This is a genomic window from Streptomyces sp. NPDC059906 (assembly GCF_042730645.1).
In the GTDB taxonomy this organism is placed as follows: domain Bacteria; phylum Actinomycetota; class Actinomycetes; order Streptomycetales; family Streptomycetaceae; genus Streptomyces; species Streptomyces rubrogriseus.
In genome coordinates this window covers 246,611-267,919 of the sequence record NZ_JBHWKU010000010.1, presented here as the reverse complement: position 1 = coordinate 267,919, position 21,309 = coordinate 246,611, and the positions used below count along the sequence as shown (strand labels likewise).

The window sequence follows — 21,309 nt, the reverse complement described above, 5'->3', positions numbered from 1 at the left end:
CCCCGGCGCGCCCGCGGCCCCGCCCCCCCCGCGGGCCGCGCGGGCGCGGCGCCCCCCCCCCCCCCCCGCTTCTCGGCCGGTGAAGGTTCTCGGTGGGAGGGGTCTTCACGTGGTGCCCGTCCGGCGGCGCGAGGCTGGGCGCGACAGGTCGTTCGCGCCGCCGGACGGAGTGTGTGGGGCCTCTGGATCGAGAGAGGTGTGTGGCTGGGACCGCGGCGGTGCGACGGGCCGGAACGGCTCCTCCCCTCAGGTCGTAGGAGGAACGTCCGTGCCCTTCACCACCGCACTGGCTCGCTGGCCGCCGCGGTCCTCGCCCTGCCCGCGCCGGCACCTTGCGGTCACCCCTCATCCGGGCCGCTTCGGTGCCTGCGCGGGCCGCGCACACGGTCCCGGCCTCCCCGCCGGGTCCCGTGCGCGAGCCGGTGGATCAGTCCTCGCGCAGGGCGCGGACCGCCTCCTCCACGCGCTTGCCGTACTCGGGGTCGGCCGCGTGGAAGTGCGCGAGGTTCTTCTCGACCACGTCGTTGCGCGACACCTGGGACAGGCCCCCGGCGATGTTCGCGACCAGGCGCTGCTTCTCGTCCTCGCTCATCAGCCGGTACAGCGCACCGGCCTGCACGAAGGGGTCGTCCTTGGTGTGCGGCGGCGCCTCGTGGGTGCCGGTGTGGCCGGACACCGCGAGCGGGGCCGCCAGCGGCGTGCCGGTCTCGACCGGGCCGTCGTAGGAGTTCGGCTCGTAGTTCTTGGCGTACCGGCCCTGGGAGTTGGCCGCCATCAGGCCGTCGCGGCCGTAGTTGGCGGCGCCGCCGGGCACGGCCTTCGGGGCGTTCACCGCGAGCTGGGTGTGGTTGACGCCCAGGCGGTAGCGGTGCGCGTCCGCGTAGGCGAACAGGCGGCCCTGGAGCATCTTGTCGGGGGAGGGGCCGATGCCCGGGACGAAGTTGTTCGGGGAGAACGCGGCCTGCTCGACCTCCGCGAAGACGTTGTCCGGGTTGCGGTCCAGCACCAGCCGGCCGACCCGCTTGAGCGGGTAGTCGGCGTGCGGCCACACCTTGGTCACGTCGAACGGGTTGAAGCGGTAGTTCGCCGCCTCGGCCACCGGCATCAGCTGCACGTGCAGCGTCCAGGACGGGTACACGCCCCGCTCGATCGCCTGCACCAGGTCCGTCTGGTGCGAGGTCGGGTCCTCGCCCGCGAGCTTGGCGGCCTCGTCGGCGGTCAGGCAGCGGATGCCCTGGTCCGTCTTGAAGTGGTACTTGACGAAGAAGGACTCGCCCTTGGCGTTCGTCCACTGGTAGGTGTGCGAGCCGAAGCCGTCCATGTGGCGGTACGAGGCCGGAATGCCGCGGTCGCCCATCAGCCAGGTGATCTGGTGCGTGGCCTCGGGGGAGTGGGCCCAGAAGTCGAAGACGTTGTCCGGCTCCTGACGGCCCGTGAACGGATCGCGCTTCTGCGAGTGGATGAAGTCCGGGAACTTGATCGGGTCCTTGATGAAGAACACCGGGGTGTTGTTGCCGACGAGGTCGTAGTTGCCCTCCTCGGTGTAGAATTTCAGCGCGAAGCCCCGCGGGTCGCGGACCGCGTCCGCGCCGCCGAGCGAGTCGGCCACCGTGGAGAAGCGCAGGAAGACCTCGGTGCGCTTGCCGACCGTGTTCAGGAAGTCGGCGTGGGTGAAGCCGCTGACGTCGTCGGTCACCTCGAAGTGGCCGTAGGCGCCGGAGCCGCGGGCGTGCACCACGCGCTCCGGGATGCGCTCGCGGTTGAACCGGGCGAGCTTCTCGATGAGGTGCTGGTCCTGGATCAGGAGGGGGCCGCCGATGCCGGCGGAAGCGGAGTTCTGGTTGTCGGCGACCGGGGCGCCGGACTCGGTGGTGAGCACGCGCTGCGACATCGTGGACCTTCCGTGGCCTTGCAGACGAGGGTTCAGCGGAAACATCCAGTGGAAACTGGTTTCCGCTTCGTGGAGCCTAGGTTTGGGGCGGTGGCACGTCAACAGTTTGTTGAAGTGGGTTCCGGGCGGCGCCGCCGCTCGGGCGCGACATGACAGGTGTCAGCGACCGCGCCGCCCGGAGGTCTCATGGGGCCGGTACGGCGGTCAGACCTGGCCGCCGGAGAGGCGCTCCACGGCGCGCAGCAGCGCCGAGTGGTCCAGGCCGCCGTCGCCCTGGGCGCGCAGCGAGGCGACCAGCTGGGCCACCACGGCGCCCACCGGCAGCGCGGCGCCCACGTTGCGGGCGGCGTCGGTGACGATGCCCATGTCCTTGTGGTGCAGGTCGATGCGGAAGCCCGGCTTGAAGTCGCGGCCGAGGAAGTTGTCCTTCTTCCGCGTCAGCACGGTAGAGCCGGCCAGGCCGCCGTTGAGGACGTCCAGCGCGGCCTTCAGGTCCACGCCGGACTTCTCCAGGAAGACCACGGCCTCGGCGCACGCCTGGATGTTCACGGCGACGATCAGCTGGTTGGCGGCCTTCACGGTCTGGCCCGAGCCGTGCGGACCGCACAGCACGATGGTCTTGCCGAGCGCCTCCAGGAGCGGCTTGGCCTCGTCGAAGTCGGCCTGTTCGCCGCCGACCATGATGGACAGCACGGCCTCGATCGCGCCGGCCTCGCCGCCGGAGACGGGGGCGTCCAGGACGCGGATGCCCTTGTCCTTGGCGGCCTTCGCGAGGTCGATCGAGGTCTGCGGCGTGATCGAGGACATGTCGACAAGGAGCGCGCCGGACTTCGCGTTCTCCAGGATGCCGTCGGGGCCGTAGGCGATGGCCTCGACCTGCGGGGACGCGGGCACCATGGTGACGATCACGTCGGCGTCGCGCACGGCGTCGGCGATCGAGCCGGCCGCGGTGCCGCCGGCGGCGGACAGGCGGTCCAGCTTCTCCTGCTCCAGGGTGAAGCCGGTGACCTGGTAACCCGCCTTGATCAGGTTCTCGGCCATGGGCGAGCCCATGATGCCGAGACCGACCCAGGCGACCTTGGGGAGCGTGCTCATGATGGGTACCTCTCTGGAAAATCTGTGAAGAGTTCTGCGGGTGGCGCTCAGCGGGCCGCGCGGGCCCCGGCCGGCAGCCAGGAGAAGGACTGGGCGCTGGGGTCGTCGCCGGGCTTGTACTCCAGGCCGACCCAGCCGTCGTACCCGGCCTTCGCCAGCCGGTCGAGCAGGTCCTCCAGCGGGAGGGAGCCCGTGCCGGGGGCGCCGCGGCCCGGGTTGTCGGCGATCTGCACGTGGCCGGTCTTCGCGGCGTAGGCGTCGATCACCTGCGGCAGGTCCTCTCCGTTCATGGACAGGTGGTAGAGGTCCATGAGGAACTTGGCGTTGCCGAGCCCGGTGGCCTCGTTGACCTGGTCCACGACCGCGATCGCGGCCGGCGCCGACACCAGCGGGTACAGCGGCGACTCGGGCTTGTTGAGCGCCTCGACCAGCAGGACCGCGCCGATCCGGTCGGCCGCGCGGGCGGCGAGGACCAGGTTCTCCAGCGCGAGCCGGTCCTGCTCGGCCGGGTCCACGCCCTCGACCCGGTTGCCGTACAGGGCGTTCAGCGCCGTGCAGCCCAGCGACTGGGCGAAGCCGGCGGCCACGTCGATGTTGGCGCGGAAGCGGTCCGACTCCTCGCCGGGGACCGACAGGGCGCCGCGGTCGGGTCCGGGCAGCTGCCCGGCGTAGAAGTTCAGGCCGGTGAGCCGAACGCCCGCGTCCTCGATCGCCGACTTCAGGGCGTCCAGCTCGGACTGCTCGGGGGTGGGCGAGTCGATCCAGGGCCACCACAGCTCGACCGCGGTGAAGCCGGCCGCGGCGGCGGCCGCGGGGCGCTCCAGGAGCGGGAGTTCCGTGAAGAGGATCGACAGGTTGACGTTGAAGCGCTGGTCTGCGAATCCCATAGGGTGCCGCGCTCCCTTCCGCTTGAGGGTGTGCTTCTGTATCTGTTTCCGCATTACGGAAACTTATTTCTGCTTGATGGAAGGTTGCCCGGGGAGCGTGGCTGTTGTCAAGAGGGGGCGGCGCAAAGCGGTCACCCCGCGTTAGGTTGACCGCGTGCGATTGAGAGTGGAGTTCACGACCGAACCCTTCGACCTCGACGAGGCGCCCGCCCACGCGGTGGTGGCCCGGGAGGTCGTCGAGGCCGCCGAGCTGGACGCGGTCGACGTCGGCCCCTTCGGCAACACCGCCGAGGGCGGCGCCGACCAGGTGCTCACCGCCGTGGACGCGCTGCTGCGCCGTTCCCTCAAGGCCGGTGCGACCCGGATCTCGCTCCAGGTCAACGTGGTCGGAGCGGGTGTCGAGGGGGAGGGCGAGCGGTGACCGGTCCCGCCGAGGAGCCGTTCATCGCGGCCGTCAAGCCCCTGGTCGACGCCATGGGCGGCGAGATGCTGCCGCCGGACGAGGCGGGTCTCGAGGACGTCGTGCTCTCCTGGGAGGGCGCCGACGTCGTCGCCGTACGCCTGCCCCAGCTCGCCGACTCCCTCGACCACATCCTGGCCGCCATGGAGCGCCGGCAGGGCAGGCCGCTGGCCGGCCTGGACCGCCGCACCAAGCAGGAGGTCGTCCGGGCCCTGGAGGCGCGCGGCGCCTTCGCCGTACGGCACGGCGTGGAGACCGTCGCGAGCGCCCTCGGCGTCAGCCGCTTCACCGTGTACAACTACCTCAACCGCGAGAAGGGCACCTGACCTGCGCGGTTCCTTCGCGGCGCCAGCCGCCGTCCGGTAACCGGGCGGCGGCTTTTCTGACCCCGAATTTTCAACAAAGTGTTGACGGCTTGTTTCCGAGGGCGTTAGCTATCGGCACGCCCGCTCAGCACAAGGCCACGGAGGCTCCCGTGACGTCCACTTCCGCGTCGGGCCTGGCCCGCTTCAACACCCTCGAGGAGACCGCGGCACTCGCGGAACTCCACGAGGCGTGCGCCGCCACGGCGTGGGCCCGGCACCTGCTCGCCGCCCGCCCCTTCGCCACCGCCGAGGACCTGTACGCCTCCAGTGACGCCGCCATGGCCGAGCTGAGTGCCGAGGACCTCGCCGAGGCGATGGCCGGGCACCCGCCGATCGGCCGCCCCAAGCCGGGCGATCCGACCTCGTCCCGCGAACAGGCGGGCATGGCCGGCGCCGCCGAGGAACTCAAGGCGGAGATGCTCGAACTGAACCTGGCCTACCAGGAGAAGTTCGGCCACGTCTTCCTCATCTGCGCCACCGGCCGGACCGGCGAGCAGATGCGGGACGCGGTCAAGGAGCGGATCGGGAACTCGCCCGAGCAGGAACGGGAGATCGTCCGCACCGAACTGGGGAAGATCAACCGCATCCGCCTGACCCGACTCGTCGAACAGGACGCCCGACCATGAGCACCAGCACCACCGCCTCCGTGTCCACGCACATCCTGGACACCAGCGTCGGCCGCCCGGCCGGGGACGTCGCCGTCCGCCTCGCCGCCCGTGCGGGCCGCGAAGCGGACTGGCAGGCACTCGGCGGCTCCGCGACCGACGCCGACGGCCGGTGCAAGGACCTCCCGGCTCTGCCGGAGGGCACCACCCACGTACGGCTCGACTTCGACACCGAGACGTACTTCGCCAAGAAACAAGCCGCGGCCCAGCAGGACGCCCCCGCGCTCCGGGACAGCGAGAACGGCCGGCCCGTGTTCTTCCCCGAGGTCACCATCACCTTCGCGGTGGTGCCCGGCGAGCACTACCACGTTCCGCTGCTGCTCAACCCGTTCGGCTACTCCGTTTACCGAGGGAGCTGACCGAATCATGACCCGTTTCGTCCTGGGACAGAACCAGTACGGCAAGGCAGAGAACCGCGTCGTCAAGATCACGCGTGACGGCGACACGCACCACATCAAGGACCTGAACGTCTCCGTCGCCCTGTCCGGCGACATGGAGGAGGTCCACCGCAGCGGTTCCAACGCCAACGTCCTGCCGACCGACACCACCAAGAACACGGTGTTCGCCTTCGCCAAGGAGCACGGCATCGAGAGCGCCGAGGACCTCGGCGTCAAGCTCGCCCGCCACTTCGTGGACAACAACGAGCCGATCCACCGGGCCCGCATCCGCATCGAGGAGTTCGGCTGGGAGCGGATCGAGACGTCGAAGGGCGGCGCCCGCTTCGTCGGCGCGGAGGAGATCGCGCACTCCTTCGTCCGCACCGGCCAGGAGACCCGCGTAGCCGAGATCACCTACGACGGCCACGGCATCCGGGTGCTCTCCGGCTTCAAGGACCTGACCGTCCTGAACTCGACCAACTCCGAGTTCTTCGGCTACCTGAAGGACAAGTACACGACTCTCAAGGAGGACTACGACCGGATCCTCGCCACCACCGTCTCCACCTGGTGGCGGCACAACTGGGACGGCGTCGACTCGCACGCCCCCGACTGGGACCGCTCGTACCACGGAGTGCGCAAGCACGCGCTCCAGGCGTTCGCCGAGACCTACTCGTACTCGCTCCAGCAGACCCTCTTCGAGATGGGCGTGCGGGTGCTCAACTCCCGCGACGAGGTCGACGAGATCCGCTTCTCCATGCCCAACAAGCACCACTTCCGCTCGGACCTGTCGCCCTTCGGGATCGACAACGAGGCCAAGGACGGCGCCGTGTACTACGCCGCCGACCGCCCGTACGGCCTGATCGAGGCCACCATCCTGCGCGACGGCGCCGAGCAACTCATCCCGGTCGACATGACCAACCTCTGACGCGGGACGCGCGCCACCGGCCCGGCCGCTCGGGCCGGTGGCGCGTCACACCGGAGGGAACACCATGGCACAGCCTGCAACGGAGCCGGCGAAAGGCTCAAGTTCCACCCCGTCACCGGAGCACACCGAGGACGCCGTCACGTCCGTGCACCCGGTCGACGAGAAGCTCCACCCCTCGCGGCTCGTCCCCGCCGCACTCCAGCACATCGCCGCCATGTACGCGGGCGTCGTCACTCCTCCGCTCATCATCGGCCAGGCCTGCGGACTCGACATCGAGGGCCGCACCCGGCTGATCGCGGCCTCGCTGCTCATCGCGGGCGTCGCCACCCTGCTCCAGACCCTCGGCGTCAAGGGCCTCGTCGGCAACCGGCTGCCGTTCGTCAACGCCGCCTCCTCGGCCGGCATCGCGCCCATCCTCGCCATCGTCGAGACCAACGCGAAGGGCAGCCAACTCCCCGCCGTCTACGGCGCGGTGATGGTCGCCGGTGTCTTCTGCCTCGCCGTCGGCCCGTTCTTCGGCCGACTGCTGCGCTTCTTCCCGCCGCTGGTCACGGGCGTCGTCATCACCCTCATCGGCGTCACGCTGATGCCGGTCCCGGTCGGCTGGGCCCAGGGCGGCGACCAGAGCGCCGCCGACTTCGGCTCGATGCGCAACCTCGCGCTCGCCGCCTTCACCCTCGCGGTCATCCTCGTCATCCAGCGCTTCGGCAAGGGCTTCGTCAAGCAGGTCGCCCTGCTCTTCGGCCTGTTGATCGGCACCCTGGCCGCCATCCCCTTCGGCATGGCCGACTTCGGTGCCCTGAAGTCCGCGCCGGTCGCCGCGCTGCCCACGCCCTTCGCCTTCGGCGCCCCCGAGTTCCAGCCCGCGGCCATCCTGTCGCTGTGCATCGTCATGCTGGTCCTGATGACGGAGTCGTCCGCCGGCATGCTCGCCCTCGGTGAGATCTGCGACCGCCGCGCCGACGCCAGGGTCATCACCCGCGGCCTGCGCACCGACGGCCTCGCCACCCTGGTCGGCCCCGTCTTCGGCGGCTTCCCCACCTCCGCCTTCGCGCAGAACGTCGGCGTCGTCTCCCTCACCCGGGTGCGCAGCCGCTACGTCGTCGCCGTCGCCGGCGCCACCCTGCTGGTCCTCGGCGCCTTCCCGGTCCTCGGCGCGGTCGTCTCGCTGGTGCCGATGCCGGTGCTCGGCGGCGCGGGCATCGTCCTCTTCGGCTCCATCGCGGTCAGCGGCATCCGTACCCTGTCCGAGGCCGGACTCGACGACAGCTCCAACATCATCCTGGTCGCCGTGGCGCTCGGCGCGGGCATCATCCCGCTCGCCGCGCCGGCCTTCTACGCCGAGTTCCCCGCCTGGGCCCAGACCGTGCTGGGCTCCGGCATCAGCGCCGGAGCGATCGTCGCGGTCGCCCTCAACCTGTTCTTCCACCACCTCGGCACCCGGAGCCGTCACCCGGTTCCGGCACTCAAATCCTCCTAGGGTCCTGCCGTGCCCTCCCCGTGGGTACCCGACTCCCCGCCCACGGGCCCCACCGAAAGGCAAGGAAGCAGCATGGCAGCAGCATCGGCAACCGAACGCACCGTCATCGAGCACTGTGCGATCGCCACCGTGGACGCGGGCGGCACCGAGTACGCCTCCGGTCACGTCGTGCTCGCCGGCAACCGCATCGAGTCCGTCGGCGCGGGCGGGGCACCCGAGGACCTGGAGAACGTCGTACGCCGGATCGACGCGACCGGCCACCTGGCCACGCCCGGACTGGTCAACACCCACCACCACTTCTACCAGTGGCTCACCCGCGGCCTGGCCACCGACCACAACCTGTTCGACTGGCTGGTCGCCCTGTATCCGACCTGGGCGCGCATCGACGAGCCGATGGCCCACGCGGCGGCCCAGGGCTCGCTCGCGATGATGGCCCGCGGCGGCGTCACCACCGCCGCCGACCACCACTACATCCACCCGCGCGGCGCCGGCGACCTGTCCGGCGCGATCGTCCGCGCCGCCCGCGACATGGGCGTCCGCTTCACCCTCGCCCGCGGCTCCATGGACCGCGGCGAGTCCGACGGCGGGCTGCCGCCCGACTTCGCGGTGGAGAGCCTGGACGACGCGCTCGCCGCCACCGAGGCCACCGTCCGGGAGCACCACGACCCCTCCTTCGACGCGATGACCCAGGTCGCCGTCGCCCCCTGCTCGCCCTTCTCCGTCTCCACCGAACTGATGCGCCAGGGCGCCGAGTTGGCCCGCCGGCTCGGCGTGCGGCTGCACACCCACGGCTCGGAGACCGTCGAGGAGGAGAAGTTCTGCCACGAGCTGTTCGGCATGGGCCCCACCGACTACTTCGAGTCCACCGGCTGGCTCGGCGACGACGTGTGGATGGCGCACTGCGTCCACATGAACGACTCCGACATCGCCGCCTTCGCCCGCACCGGCACCGGCGTCGCCCACTGCCCCTCCTCCAACGCCCGGCTGGCCGCGGGCATCGCCCGGGTCCCCGACCTGCTCGCCGCCGGCGTCCCGGTCGGCCTCGGCGTCGACGGCACCGCCTCCAACGAGTCCGGCGAACTCCACACCGAGCTGCGCAACGCCCTGCTGATCAACCGCCTGGGCGCCCACCGCGAGGCCGCGCTGAACGCCCGCAGGGCGCTGCGCCTGGGCACCTACGGCGGCGCACAGGTCCTCGGCCGCGCCGCCGAGACCGGCTCCCTGGAGGCGGGCAAGCTCGCCGACCTGGTGCTGTGGCGGATGGACACCCTCGCCCACTCCTCGATCGCCGACCCGGTGACCGCCCTGGTCCTCGGCGCCCCCGCCCCGGTCACCGCGTCGTTCGTCGACGGCCGGCAGATCGTCGAGGACGGCAGGCTGCTCACGGTCGACGAGGACGCCGTCGCCCGCTCCACCCGGGACGAGGCACGACGCCTGGCGCGGATCGCCGCGCAGGGCTGAGCCGGACGCCGCCGAACACCGCACAACAGAACACCACTTGATCTCCGGCCGGGAGGGACGGCTCCCGGCCGGTAACCGTGGACCCGAGCGGGGTCCACGGTGGCCTACTCCGGGGTGTGCGCCCCTGCGCGCACGCCCCGGAGCGGTCGCCCGTTCCCCCCGAACGGTCCGTCCCGGTCCCGCACGACCACCACTAGCTCCACCTCCCTGACACCCACGTCAGAGCCGACGTGTAAACGACCGGAGGAACGCCGCCGTGGCCGACCACCCTGTTGACGAGAAACTCCCGCCACTGAAGATGGCGACGACCGGCCTGCAACACGTGGCCGCCATGTACGCCGGGGTCGTCGCCCCGCCCCTGATCGTCGGCGCGGCCATCGGGCTGTCCGCCGTCGAACTCACCTTCCTCACCGGCGCCTGCCTGTTCACCGCGGGCCTGGCCACCTTCCTCCAGACACTGGGCATCTGGAAGATCGGCGCCCGGCTGCCCTTCGTCAACGGCGTCACCTTCGCCGGTGTCGCCCCCATGACCGCGGTCGTCGCCTCCACCGACGACAAGTCCGACGCGCTGCCGATCATCTTCGGCGCGGTCATCGTCGCCGGACTCCTCGGCTTCGTCGCCGCACCCTTCTTCAGCAAGGCGATCCGCTTCTTCCCGCCGGTCGTCACCGGCACCGTCATCACCCTGATAGGCATATCCCTGCTGCCGGTCGCCTTCGGCTGGGCGCAGGGACCCAGCCCCACCGCGGACGACTTCGGCTCGGCGACCAACCTCGGCCTTGCCGCGATCACGCTCGTCATCGTCCTGTTCCTGCGCCGCTTCACCCGGGGCTTCGTCAAGCAGATCGCGGTGCTGCTCGGCCTGATCGCGGGCACGCTCGTCGCCATCCCGTTCGGCGTCACGGACTTCGGCCCGGTCGCGGACGCGGACGTCGTCGGCTTCCCGACGCCGTTCCACTTCGGCGCCCCGCAGTTCCAGATCGCCGCGATCATCTCCATGTGCGTGGTGATGGTGGTCTCGATGACCGAGTCCACGGCCGACATGCTCGCCCTCGGCGAGATCGTGGACCGTCCGGCCGACGAGAAGACCATCGCGGCCGGGCTGCGCGCCGACACCCTCGGCTCCGCCCTCAGCCCGGTCTTCAACGGCTTCATGTGCAGCGCCTTCGCCCAGAACATCGGCCTGGTCGCGATGACGAAGATCCGCAGCCGGTACGTCGTCGCGGTCGGCGGCGGCTTCCTGGTCCTGATGGGCCTGTGCCCGATGGCGGCCTCGCTCATCGCCGTCGTCCCGCGCCCGGTCCTGGGCGGCGCCGGCGTGGTCCTCTTCGGCTCGGTCGCGGCCAGCGGCATCCAGACCCTGGTCCGGGCGAGCCTGGACAAGGACAACAACGTCCTGATCGTGGCGGTCTCCCTGGCCGTCGGCATCATCCCGATCGCGGCGCCGGAGTTCTACCACTCGTTCCCGGAGAACGCGCGGATCATCCTCGACTCGGGCATCTCGACCGGCTGCGTGGCCGCGGTCCTGCTCAACCTGGTCTTCAACCACATCGGCGGCCGGAAACGGGACGCGGAGGACGTCACCCACCCGATGGAGGCGGGCGACGAGATCACCGAGGCGTCCCGGGCGGCGGCGATGCCGTGACGCCGGGGGCCCGCCCGGGCTCCCTCGCTGTTCGATGACGGGACAGTTCGTCCCGGGCGGCACGCCGTCTGCGCGGTGTGCCGCCCGGGACGAACTGTCCCCTCTTCGTGTCACCAGCGCCTCACCGGTCCCGCCCCGCCGGTCCTGCAGGGCTCTGGAAGCCGTACTTCGTCGCCACGGAGTGCGGCCCGCGCCTGACGCAAGGACGCCTGACGCTGCCGTACCGGGACTTAGAGTCCGAACAGCTCCGGCCGCGCCGCCAGCTCCTTGAAACGCTGCCGCGGGTCCGCCACCAGCCTGCGCTCGCGCAGGTCCATCAGCCCGCCGACGCCCTCGACCTCGGCGGCGACCGTGCCGTCCGCCTTGGTGATGAGCTGCCGGATGCGGAAGGTCTTGCCCGTACCCCACTCGAAGGCACAGGTCACCGTGACCTCGTCACCGGCGAGCAGCTCCCGCTGGAACCGGATCGTCGTCTCCAGGGCCACCGGCCCGACCCCGCGGGCGACCAGGTCCGCCTGCCGGATCCCGGCCGCCTGGAGCATCGACCAGCGGGCGTGCTCGGCGTAGTTCAGGTACACCGACTGGTTCAGATGGCCCTGGGTGTCGGTCTCGTACCCGCGGACGCTCACGGGAACGGAGAACGGTTCGCTCACGACTGCTGCCTCTCCTCGCACACGTACGGACGGACCGATCCTGACATGCGGGTGTCACACCTTCCGCGGGGAGGCCAGCAGGTAACGGGCCCGCGTGCGCGGCTCGGTGTGCTCGCCGGTCTGCCAGCCGGCCCGCTCCAGCGTCGCCGCGCACTCGCGCAGCGCGGCGCCGTCGCCTTCGTACACGGCGACCGCCTCGGGCTGCGGCGTCGCCCGCACCCGGTATCCGTCCCCGCCGTCCGGACCGGCCGGACGGTGCCCGGCCGCCTCCAGGGCGAGCGCGGCGGCCCGCACGAGATGCGACCGCTCCCACGCGCAGGGCCGGTCCGCGCTGTCGTCGGGATTGGTCATCCGGCGCAGCTCCAGCAGCCCCTGCCAGGCGCCGCGCACCTCGCGCAGCCGCGCGGGCCCCGCGTCGCCGGGCGCGGCCTCCTCCCCGCCGACCCGCGCGGCGAACACACCCTCGGCGGCCGGGGCTCCGGCGGGCTCCGGCGCCCTCGGCCCGTCCGGCGCGTCGGCCGCCTCCCGTGCCCGGTGCCCCGCCGGGGTCAGGAAGTGGTCGTGCGGCGGGCGCGGATGCCGGAAGGCGAGCCCCCGCTTCACCAGCGCCGCGAGCTGGGCCTCCGTACCCTTCAGGCGCCCGGTGACGGGGTCGGCGGCGGCGATGACACGCCGCTGCGCGGCGGTCGGCGACAGTGCCACGGCGTCCCTCCTTCCCCGGCCCTCACCCTCGCGACCTCTTCGAAGGCCACGTTCGAAGACTACGACGGAGGTCTGACATTCCAGGCCGCGATCACCGGCCGCCCGTGCTCCGTCCCCAGCCGGCACAGCGTCCCCGTGCCCAGCTGGAACAGCGCCCCGTGCGAGGCCGGAAGGCCCAGGTGCCGGGCGGTCAGCACGCGCAGGAAGTGCCCGTGCGCCACCAGCACCACGCACCCCTCGGTGTTGGCGAACGCGGCCTCCACCGTGGCCAGCACCCGGTCGGCCCGCTCACCCACCTGCTCGGGCGTCTCCCCGGGGTGGTCCGGCGGCCCGGGCGCCACCCCGTCCGTGAACAGGAACCAGTCCGGTCGGCTCCGGTGGATCTCGACCGTCGTGATCCCCTCGTAGCCGCCGTAGTCCCACTCGTGCAGGTCCGGCTCGATCCGCACCTCGTGCAGCCCGATCAGCTCGGCCGTCTCCCGGGCCCGCTGGAAGGGGCTGACGAAGGCCGCCCCGATCCGGTGCGACCGGATCAACGGCACCAGGCTCCGCGCCTGCTCCCGCCCCTTCTCGGTCAGCGGGACGTCCGTCAGCCCGGTGTGCCGGCCCGAACGCGACCACTCGGTCTCACCGTGCCGAACCAGAAAAAGATCACCCATCCCGCCACCTTACGACCGCCCGTGTTCCCGTCCGGCCTTCACCGCCGCCGACGGCTGCGCGAAGATCGTGCACGACGCCGGGGGGCGGTCACCAGGGCCGGCCGTCCCTTCGCCGCAGAACGAAAGGAGCAGTCATGCCGCAGACACCGGATCGGACCCCGCCCCTCGCGGTCGCCCCGCTCGACTCCCGCGCAATGGATGATCTATGGCGGTGGCTCGGCGGTCAGCTCGAAGAGGACGAGCGGATCGCGAAGGCGGCCATCCGCGAACTCGCGGGGCCGGACGCCGCTCGGTGGCGGTACGACGGGCGGCACGTCGAGACGGTCAGCGGTCCCACCGAGGTCGCGGCGGGAGCGCGGACCGTCCTGGGGCCGGGGGTCGGCGAGTACATCGCCCACAACGATCCGGCGCGGCTGCTCGAAGAGCTTACCGCCAAGCACAAGCTGCTCGGGTGGGTCCACAGGGTGGTGCGGCCCGAGTCGCCCGCATCGGCCGACAGAGGGGTGCGGCTGCTCGCCCTGTCCTACGCGGACCGCCCCGGCTACCGCGAGGAGTGGCGGCCGTAAGCCGGGGCCGCGGGGCTTGCGCCCCCACGGGTGGCACGGGAGCCCGCCGGCCCCGCTACTGCCGGTACCCGCTCAGGAACCGCCCGATGCGCCCGATCGCCGCCTCCAGGTCCTCCGCGTGGGGCAGGGTCAGGATGCGGAAGTGGTCCGGGCTCGGCCAGTTGAAACCGGTGCCCTGGACGACCTGGATCTTCTCGCGCAGCAGCAGGTCCAGGACGAAGCGCTCGTCGTCGTGGATCTTGTGGACGGCCGGGTCGATCCGCGGGAAGGCGTACAGCGCGCCCTTGGGCTTGACGCAGGAGACGCCGGGGATCTCGTTGAGCTTCTCCCAGGCCACGTCCCGCTGTTCGTGCAGCCGTCCGCCGGGGGCCGTCAGCTCGCGGATGGACTGGCGGCCGCCGAGCGCGGCCTGGATGGCGTACTGGGCGGGCGCGTTGGCGCACAGGCGCATGGAGGCCAGCATGGTCAGGCCCTCCAGATAGTCCTTCGCGTGCTGCTTCGGCCCCGTCACCACCAGCCAGCCGGAGCGGAAGCCCGCCACCCGGTAGGTCTTGGACAGGCCGCAGAAGGTCAGCACCACCAGGTCGGGGGCGAGGGACGCGGCGGAGTGGTGCACGGCGTCGTCGTACAGGATCTGGTCGTAGATCTCGTCGGCGAAGACCATCAGGCCGTGCCGGCGGGCGAGGTCGAGGATGCCCTCGACGATCTCCTTGGGGTAGACGGCGCCGGTGGGGTTGTTGGGGTTGATGATGACGACCGCCTTGGTGCGGTCGGTGATCTTCGACTCCATGTCGGCCAGGTCCGGGTACCAGTCGGCCTGCTCGTCGCAGAGGTAGTGCACCGCCCTGCCGCCCGCGAGGGTGGTCACCGCCGTCCAGAGGGGGAAGTCGGGGGCGGGGATCAGGACCTCGTCGCCGTCCTCCAGCAGGGCCTGCACGGCCATGGAGATCAGCTCGGAGACGCCGTTGCCCAGGAAGACGTCGTCCACGTCCACTTCCAGCCCGAGCGCCTGGTAGCGCTGGGCGACGGCCCGGCGGGCGGAGAGGATGCCGCGCGAGTCGGTGTAGCCGTGCGCCCGCGGCAGCATGCGGATCATGTCCTGGACGATCTCCTCGGGCGCCTCGAAGCCGAAGAGGGCCGGGTTGCCGGTGTTCAGGCGCAGCACGCTGTGGCCCGCCTCCTCCAGCGCGTTGGCGTGCTCGATGACCGGGCCGCGGATCTCGTAACAGACCTCGCTGAGCTTGTTCGACTGCCGGAACTCCATGCGCGGCTTCCCCTCCGGAATCTGGTGTTGCTTGGTTTTACCAAGTGGCAGCTTGGAAAGTCCAACAACTTGTCTACACTGCGTCGCATGTCACCACGTCCTCGCCGTAGCTACGACCAGTACTGTTCCGCCGCCCGCGCGCTCGACGCCGTCGGCGACCGCTGGACCCTGCTGATCGTCCGGGAGCTGCTCGCCGGTCCGCGGCGCTACACCGACCTGCACGCCGACCTGCCCGGCGTCAGCACGGACGTACTCGCCTCGCGGCTCAAGGACATGGAGCGCGAGGGGCTGGCGACCAGGCGCCGGCTGCCCCCGCCCGGCGCGGCGTACGTCTACGAACTCACCGCGCGGGGACGCGGTCTGCTGCCCGTACTGGAGGCGCTCGGCGCGTGGGGCGCGGGCGAGCTGGGGGAGCGGCGGCCGACCGACGCCGTACGCGCGCACTGGTTCGCCCTGCCGCTGCTGCGGGCCCTGCGGGAGGCCGGGGCGGCGGAGGGGCTCGTCGAGGTCCGGCTGGAGGAGGGGGACTTCCACCTGTACGCCGACGCCCGCGCCGAGGGGGAGGACGGCCCCGTGTACGGCGAGGGGCCCGCACCGGGCGAGCCCGACGCCAGGCTCGTGCTGGACGCCGCGACCTGCGCGGCCCTCGGCCGCGGCGAGGCCGGTCTGCGCGACGCGGTGCGCGACGGCCGCGTCGGGGTGACCGGCGACGGCCCGGCGGCCAAGGCGCTGCGGGAGGGGTGAAACGGCAGAAGGCCCGCCGTGAGCGGGCCTTCTGATGTGGTGTCAGGCGCCGGGTGGCACCCGGGACGGCCGTCCCGAACCACGGGTCAGCGCGTAGCCGCCGATGCCCGCGAGCGCGGCCAGCACGGCCCCGATCCCGCTCCACACCCAGCGGTCCGACCACCAGCCCGACGACCAGCCGTCCTCCGGCTCGATCGCGGACAGCACGGCGCTCTTCTCGTCCTCGTCGCCCTGGTCGGCGCCGGAGGTCACCGCGATGCCCGGCACCAGCGGCTCGGCCAGCGAACCGTCCACCGCCGCGGCCCCGCCGATGTCCTTGGAGTCCGCCCGGACCTCGGCGGAGACCGGCACGCCGAGGTCGGAGGTGGGCACGTTCACCGCCGTGAGCCGGACGTAGTAGGTGCCCGGCAGCGGGTCGTTGGCCCACGGCTCGGTCCAGGCGCGCACGGTGCGCAGCACGCAGGCCAGCTCGACGGAGGAGGTGCCCGCGTCCGCGGTGCGGGCCTGGGCGCCCCACTGGCAGGCCTGGCGGCGGCGCAGGCCGTCGTACACGTCGACCCGCCAGGTCTGGGCGGCGTGCGTCTCGGGCAGCTTCACCGTGGCCTTCACGGTGGGCCGCTGCCCGGCGTCGGCCGGGAACGACCAGTACAGGTAGTCGCCCGCGGCCCCGTTCGCCGTGGCCGCCTGCCCCTGCTCGAACTCGGTCGCCGTACGGAAGGACGTGCCCGCCGTGGTCGGCGCGTCACCGTCCTGGGAGGGGCTCGCGGAGGGCGATGAATCGGCTGCCGCGGGAGCCGCGGCCAGGCCGAGCAGCACCACGGCCGCGCTCAACACTCGGGTGAACCGCATCAGTTGGTCCTCCAGATCGCGAACCGCCAGCGCGAGAGCCAGCCCCACAGCAGACCGGCGACGAAGCCGACCAGCACCAGCAGGCCGAGCAGCCACCAGCCGCGTCCGAGGCCGAAGGCGGCCACGTCGTCGGAGTCGCCCGGACCGTCCACGACGTCGACGGTCAGCTCCAGCGGCAGACCGGGCGTGGTCTTCACCCCGGAGGCGACGGAGAAGGAGTTGGTGACCTGGAGGCACACGGCCTCGGCGGCCGCGTCGTCCTCGTCGCTCTCCGCCTTCGGGTAGCGCAGCCCCGTCGAGAGTACGTCGGTACGCCCGTTGCCCGCCGCCTCGCCGCGCACGATCTCCCGGCCGTGCACCGTCACCGCCCGCAGCAGCACCCCGTAGGACGGGTTCACGGCCCGGTCGGCGCCCACGCTCACGGAGGCGCGCAGTTCCTGGCCGGGCTCCACGTCCACCCGGTACCAGCGCTGCTGCCCGAACTCCTCGCGGTCGGTGTACAGCCCCGACTTGAGCGTCGGCGCCTTGGCGCACGCGTCCGCGCCCTCGGTGGCGACCGGCGTCACCACCGGGTCGGCCGCCCGGTCGACCAACTGGTTGACCTTGTCGGTCAGTTCGTCGGTGTGCTCGACCGAGGTGTACGTGCCGCCGGTCGCCTCGGCGATGCAGCTGAGCTGCTGCCGCATCTTGGTGTTCGGGACCAGGCCCAGCGTGTCGATGGTCAGCCCGATGCCCTTGGCGGCGATCTCACGGGCCACCTCGCACGGGTCCAGCGGGGCGCAGGTGTCCTCGCCGTCGCTGATCAGCACGATCCGCTTGGAACCGTCACCGCCGTCGAGGTCGTCGGCCGCCTTGAGCAGCGCGGGCCCGATCGGCGTCCAGCCGGTCGGCGACAGGGTCGCCACCGCCGTCTTCGCCTCGGTGCGGTCCAGCGGGCCGACCGGGTAGAGCTGCGCGGTGTCCTTGCAGCCCGTCTTGCGGTCGTCGCCCGGGTAGTCGGCGCCCAGGGTCCGGATGCCGAGCTGCACCTCTTCGGGCGTCGCGTCGAGCACCTCGTTGAACGCCTGCTTCGCCGCCGCCATGCGCGTACCGCCGTCGATGTCCCGCGTCCGCATCGAACCGCTGACGTCGAGCACGAGGTCGACCTTCGGCGCGTCCTCACCCGTGGGTTCACCGGCGCTCGCCCCGGCCGGGAACGCCATCCCGGCCGCCAGCGCGGCGAGCAGGGCACAGGCACCCGCCGCCAGCCGTGTTCTTGTGATCATCGGCGGATCCTATTGATCAGTGGTGCCGCGCTCCAAAACGAGACCGCGCCGATGCCCCGGCTTCACCTCCACCGCAGCGGATTGGGCAGCTCCGTCCACAGATCGCCCGTGCTTCCCGGCGAAGTCCGCATCACCGTCAGCGCCTTGACCGGCAGCGGCCCCTCGCACAGAGCCACGACGTCCTCGGTGCGGGGCAGTTCGGGCACCGCCGCCGCCAGGGCCTCCCGCAGCGCCGGTCCCGAACCGGCCGTGGCCGCCAGCGCGCCCCCCACCAGCGAGCCGAACAACTTACGGCGCAGCGCGACCGGTTCGTCGGTGAGGATCCGGGCAGGCAGGCCGTGGGCCGCGACGCCGTGCCGGGACAGGCGGGCCGGGGAGACGCGGATGTCGGCCAGGTCGCGGTAGACCAGGCGCAGCGGATCGCCCGTCGCGGACAGCACGACCAGGAGGTTCTGGCCGTGCGCCTCAAGGGCCACGCCCAGCTCCAGCGCGCGCAGCCCGACGGCGAGCGCGAGACGGGCGAAGGCGGCGAGCCACGCGGGGGAGCGCGGCAGCCCGGTGGTCGCCAACGCGGCCACCGGAACGACGTGCTCGCCCGGCGAGGCGTACACCTCGGGCGCTTCGCGCAGTACGGCGGCCAGGTCGGGGGAGTGGGCGGTGGCCGCGCCCAGCGTGCGGGTCACGTGGAGCAGTCCGTCCAGACGATCCGCCAACCGCGCCCCGAACGTCGACAGATCGGCCGACGCGGCGATCGAGGCGACCGAGATGTCCCGCACCGAGGACGTCAGCCGGGCACTCAGCGCGGTCTTGACGTGCACCGAGCCGGGCACGGCGAGGGTCCGCAGGGACATCAGCGGACGCGCGGCGGGCCCGGCCCCGTAGGACTGCTTGAGCACGTGCGCGGACTGCCACGGATGCACCGGGACCAGCACCCGCGCCCCGTCCCGCAGTTCCCCGGGCCACACCCCCGTCACCAGGCACTCCGCCGCCGGGACCGGCACGAGCCCCAGCTCCACCACCGGCCCGTGCTCGGGCCCGTAGGCGAGCTGCTCCGCCACCGAGAAGCCGGGCCGCGCACGGCAACCGGGGTGGTACGGGTGCCCGTCGACCACCCGCCGCTCCCAGCCCCAGCCGCTGTCCGGCCACTCGTCCGGGTGATTCTCCGGCGCCCCCTCCCGCACCGTCCGGGGCTGTGCCGCGCGCGACAGGGCCAACGATGCGGCACTGTGCCCGAGTTCGGCGGTGAACGAGGCCGAGTGCGGTACGGCGAGGTCGGTCATCAGCCGCTCCGGGTCGTCGTAGGCGACCTCGTCCAGCCGTACCACCGGGACGTACGCGTCCGTGCGGTACGGGTCGGCGGCCGGACCGCTCAGCCGGCGGCCGTCCCGCAGGCGCAGGACGAGCCCGTCCCCGGACCGCTCCCGGCCCTCGACCCACGGCAGCGGTTCGAAGGCGAGGGCACGCCACAGCCGGGACAGCACGGCCGCACGGGCACCAGGCCGCTCGGCCGCGAACCGGGCGGCCAGAGCGGGACGGACGGCCGCCAGCTCCTCGGCGACCTCGGCCGCCGCACTGGGGGGACGATGCACGGGCAGGCTCCTCGGATACGGATACGGATACGGATACGGATACGGGTACGGGTACGGGTACAGGTACGGCGGGTACGACGTCACGGCGGAGGACCGACGACTGTCACGACGAGAGACATACTGATCGTCTCCGTCCTCTCCGCCATGGACCGACCGTAGGGAACGAGTGGAACGCGTGGATCTCCTGCCCCCGCCCACCGGCGCCGACGCCCCCCTCCCGGACGGCGCCGCCGCCCGGGACGACGTGGCGCGCCGCGCCGACGCCCACGCGGCCGTACCGCTGCTGAACTGCCTGCTGCGCGAGGTGGCCGAACCGCTGCCGGGCCCCGGCCCCCGCCCCGTGTACCGGCTGCCCGGCGGCAGACTGCTGCGGGTGCGCCGGGGACGGCGGCCCGCCGAACCGGAGGTCCGCACGGCGGGCGGGTGGCACCGCGTCGACCACGCCGAACTGGTGAAGCTCGTCGCCGAGGCCCTGCGCCGGCACACCGGTGTGCCCAACCACGAACTGCCCACCGAGATGACCGACAGCCGCGACGCGGTGGCCGCCCTGCTGACGGCACGCGCGCGTGCCACCCCGCCCGCCGACCCGTACCTCCGCTCCGAGCAGGCCCTGCTCACCGGCCACACCCACCACCCCGCCCCCAAGGCACGCGGCGGCGGCCCGCACGCCGGGTGGCTGCCCTACGCGCCCGAGGCACACGCCCGCTTCCCGCTGACGCTGCTCGCCGTGCGCGAGGACACCGTCGTCGACGAGGGCGACACCGGCGCCCTGGACGCCCTCGGCAAGGCCCCGCCCGGCTACCGGCTGCTGCCCGCCCACCCCTGGCAACTGGACCTGACGGCACCCGCTCTCGCCCCCGCCTTCGCCGACGGCCGGCTCGTCCGGGTGGGCACCACCGGCTTCTTCGCCTGGCCGACGGCCGCGATCCGTACGGTGTACGCGCCCGAGTACCTCCCCGGCCGGGACCTCTTCCTGAAGTTCAGCCTCGACGTGCGCGTCACCAACGACATCCGCCGCCTGTGGCGCCACGACCTGCTGAAGCTGCGCCGCACCGACACGGCCGCCACCGAGGCCTTCGCCTCCCTGGGCCCTCCGGCCGCCTGGCTCGGCGACCGCGGCCACCGCACCGCGGACTTCGCCTTCGAGGAACTGGCCGTCGTCGTCCGCGACGGCCTGCGCGACCACCTGCTGCCCGGCGCGACCCCGCTGCTGGCCGCCGCGCTCGTGGAGGGCTTCCCCGGCAGCCCGCTCGCGGCCGCCGCGGACCCGGCGGCCTGGTGGGAGGCGTACCTCGCCGCCGTCGTCCCGCCCGTCCTGACCGCCTTCGCCGACGACGGCGTCGTCCTGGAGGCGCACCTGCAGAACAGCCTGGTCGCCGTGGACGCGACCGGCATGCCGGTGCAGGCCCTGTTCCGGGACGCGGAGGGCGTCAAACTGCTGCCGGACACCCCGAGGGCGGCCGGCTGGGAACGCCTGGTCTACTGCCTGGTCGTCAACCACCTGTACGAGATCGCGGCCGCCCTCACCGAACACCACCCGGCCTTCGACCCCTGGCCCGCCGTCCGCCGCACCCTGGCCCGCCACGACCTGCCCGAGATCCCGGCCCTGCTCACCGCCGCCACCCTCCCCGCCAAGACCAACCTCCTGCTGCGCTGGACCGGCGCGGACGGCGCCGACGCCCGCTACCGTCCCCTGCCCAACCCGCTGCGCGGGGCCTGAGCGGCGGCGGCCCTCCACGCGCCCGGAAATCCCGTGCCGTACCGCGC

The 21,309-nt window shown here is 72.4% G+C and carries 21 protein-coding genes; 11 read left to right on the top strand and 10 right to left on the bottom strand.

Features of this window, described 5'->3' with window-relative positions:
* Positions 1–427: 427 nt before the first annotated feature.
* The 3 genes from ACFV9J_RS18405 to ACFV9J_RS18395 form a co-directional block, all read right to left on the bottom strand.
* A complete protein-coding gene (locus ACFV9J_RS18405) occupies positions 428–1,891 on the bottom strand; it encodes a catalase (protein ID WP_385355507.1) in 1,464 nt (487 codons plus the stop codon).
* Positions 1,892–2,095: 204 nt separating this feature from the next.
* Positions 2,096–2,986 carry a 2-hydroxy-3-oxopropionate reductase gene (locus ACFV9J_RS18400; RefSeq protein WP_385355505.1) on the bottom strand — a complete coding sequence of 297 codons (891 nt, stop codon included), beginning with the start codon at positions 2,984–2,986 and terminating at the stop codon, positions 2,096–2,098.
* Between the two features lie 47 nt (positions 2,987–3,033).
* Positions 3,034–3,873 (bottom strand): TIM barrel protein, encoded by an 840-nt coding sequence (locus ACFV9J_RS18395; protein ID WP_385355502.1) that lies wholly within the window; start codon positions 3,871–3,873, stop codon positions 3,034–3,036.
* Positions 3,874–4,027: 154 nt separating this feature from the next.
* Between ACFV9J_RS18395 and ACFV9J_RS18390 the strand changes: the two genes are divergently transcribed.
* The 8 genes from ACFV9J_RS18390 to ACFV9J_RS18355 all read left to right on the top strand — a co-directional run bounded on the left by ACFV9J_RS18390 (position 4,028) and on the right by ACFV9J_RS18355 (position 11,251).
* Positions 4,028–4,294 carry a hypothetical protein gene (locus tag ACFV9J_RS18390; protein WP_385355499.1) on the top strand — a complete coding sequence of 89 codons (267 nt, stop codon included), beginning with the start codon at positions 4,028–4,030 and terminating at the stop codon, positions 4,292–4,294.
* Complete coding sequence (locus ACFV9J_RS18385) at positions 4,291–4,659, top strand: helix-turn-helix domain-containing protein (RefSeq protein ID WP_385355496.1); 369 nt, start codon at positions 4,291–4,293, stop codon at positions 4,657–4,659. The genes ACFV9J_RS18390 and ACFV9J_RS18385 overlap by 4 nt, the downstream gene beginning before the upstream one ends.
* Positions 4,660–4,808: 149 nt before the next feature.
* Positions 4,809–5,324, top strand: coding sequence for a 2-oxo-4-hydroxy-4-carboxy-5-ureidoimidazoline decarboxylase (gene uraD, locus ACFV9J_RS18380; protein WP_385355494.1), 516 nt, complete (start codon positions 4,809–4,811; stop codon positions 5,322–5,324).
* Entirely contained in the window at positions 5,321–5,722 is a 402-nt protein-coding gene (gene uraH / locus ACFV9J_RS18375; RefSeq protein ID WP_003972717.1) for a hydroxyisourate hydrolase, read from the top strand. The genes uraD and uraH overlap by 4 nt, the downstream gene beginning before the upstream one ends.
* 7 nt (positions 5,723–5,729) lie before the next feature.
* Positions 5,730–6,665: a factor-independent urate hydroxylase gene (gene pucL / locus ACFV9J_RS18370; RefSeq protein WP_385355490.1), complete on the top strand. Its 936-nt coding sequence runs from the start codon at positions 5,730–5,732 to the stop codon at positions 6,663–6,665.
* A 64-nt stretch (positions 6,666–6,729) separates the two neighbouring features.
* Positions 6,730–8,145: a nucleobase:cation symporter-2 family protein gene (locus ACFV9J_RS18365; protein ID WP_385355488.1), complete on the top strand. Its 1,416-nt coding sequence runs from the start codon at positions 6,730–6,732 to the stop codon at positions 8,143–8,145.
* A gap of 72 nt (positions 8,146–8,217) precedes the next feature.
* Positions 8,218–9,606 carry an 8-oxoguanine deaminase gene (locus ACFV9J_RS18360; protein ID WP_385355486.1) on the top strand — a complete coding sequence of 463 codons (1,389 nt, stop codon included), beginning with the start codon at positions 8,218–8,220 and terminating at the stop codon, positions 9,604–9,606.
* Positions 9,607–9,862: 256 nt separating this feature from the next.
* A complete protein-coding gene (locus ACFV9J_RS18355) occupies positions 9,863–11,251 on the top strand; it encodes a nucleobase:cation symporter-2 family protein (RefSeq protein ID WP_385355484.1) in 1,389 nt (462 codons plus the stop codon).
* A 230-nt stretch (positions 11,252–11,481) separates the two neighbouring features.
* Here the strand turns inward: ACFV9J_RS18355 and ACFV9J_RS18350 are convergent, their stop codons facing one another.
* Genes ACFV9J_RS18350 through ACFV9J_RS18340 form a run of 3 tightly spaced genes read right to left on the bottom strand, consistent with a single transcriptional unit; the run spans position 11,482 to position 13,265 of the window.
* Positions 11,482–11,904: an acyl-CoA thioesterase gene (locus tag ACFV9J_RS18350; protein ID WP_385355482.1), complete on the bottom strand. Its 423-nt coding sequence runs from the start codon at positions 11,902–11,904 to the stop codon at positions 11,482–11,484.
* A gap of 54 nt (positions 11,905–11,958) precedes the next feature.
* Positions 11,959–12,606 (bottom strand): hypothetical protein, encoded by a 648-nt coding sequence (locus ACFV9J_RS18345; protein WP_385355479.1) that lies wholly within the window; start codon positions 12,604–12,606, stop codon positions 11,959–11,961.
* A 59-nt stretch (positions 12,607–12,665) separates the two neighbouring features.
* On the bottom strand, positions 12,666–13,265 hold the full coding sequence (locus ACFV9J_RS18340; RefSeq protein ID WP_328563495.1) for a histidine phosphatase family protein: 600 nt from the start codon (positions 13,263–13,265) through the stop codon (positions 12,666–12,668).
* 194 nt (positions 13,266–13,459) lie between these two features.
* Between ACFV9J_RS18340 and ACFV9J_RS18335 the strand changes: the two genes are divergently transcribed.
* Positions 13,460–13,831 carry a DUF6221 family protein gene (locus tag ACFV9J_RS18335; RefSeq protein WP_385355476.1) on the top strand — a complete coding sequence of 124 codons (372 nt, stop codon included), beginning with the start codon at positions 13,460–13,462 and terminating at the stop codon, positions 13,829–13,831.
* 55 nt (positions 13,832–13,886) lie between these two features.
* Here ACFV9J_RS18335 and ACFV9J_RS18330 read toward each other — a convergent pair whose 3' ends face one another.
* On the bottom strand, positions 13,887–15,095 hold the full coding sequence (locus ACFV9J_RS18330) for a pyridoxal phosphate-dependent aminotransferase (RefSeq protein WP_385355474.1): 1,209 nt from the start codon (positions 15,093–15,095) through the stop codon (positions 13,887–13,889).
* 87 nt (positions 15,096–15,182) lie between these two features.
* Here ACFV9J_RS18330 and ACFV9J_RS18325 point away from each other — a divergent pair, with 87 nt between their 5' ends.
* Positions 15,183–15,839 carry a winged helix-turn-helix transcriptional regulator gene (locus tag ACFV9J_RS18325; protein ID WP_385355472.1) on the top strand — a complete coding sequence of 219 codons (657 nt, stop codon included), beginning with the start codon at positions 15,183–15,185 and terminating at the stop codon, positions 15,837–15,839.
* Between the two features lie 42 nt (positions 15,840–15,881).
* Here the strand turns inward: ACFV9J_RS18325 and ACFV9J_RS18320 are convergent, their stop codons facing one another.
* The 3 genes from ACFV9J_RS18320 to ACFV9J_RS18310 form a co-directional block, all read right to left on the bottom strand.
* A complete protein-coding gene (locus tag ACFV9J_RS18320) occupies positions 15,882–16,688 on the bottom strand; it encodes a hypothetical protein (RefSeq protein ID WP_385355470.1) in 807 nt (268 codons plus the stop codon).
* The gene (locus ACFV9J_RS18315) at positions 16,688–17,953 is read right to left on the bottom strand and encodes a VWA domain-containing protein (RefSeq protein WP_385355468.1); all 1,266 of its coding nucleotides are present in this window, start codon (positions 17,951–17,953) and stop codon (positions 16,688–16,690) included. The genes ACFV9J_RS18320 and ACFV9J_RS18315 overlap by 1 nt, the downstream gene beginning before the upstream one ends.
* 62 nt (positions 17,954–18,015) lie before the next feature.
* Positions 18,016–19,542, bottom strand: coding sequence for an IucA/IucC family protein (locus ACFV9J_RS18310; RefSeq protein ID WP_385355465.1), 1,527 nt, complete (start codon positions 19,540–19,542; stop codon positions 18,016–18,018).
* A gap of 166 nt (positions 19,543–19,708) precedes the next feature.
* On the opposite strand from ACFV9J_RS18310, the gene ACFV9J_RS18305 reads away from it, so the two are divergent.
* Positions 19,709–21,262 (top strand): IucA/IucC family protein, encoded by a 1,554-nt coding sequence (locus tag ACFV9J_RS18305; protein ID WP_385355463.1) that lies wholly within the window; start codon positions 19,709–19,711, stop codon positions 21,260–21,262.
* Positions 21,263–21,309 lie beyond the last annotated feature (47 nt).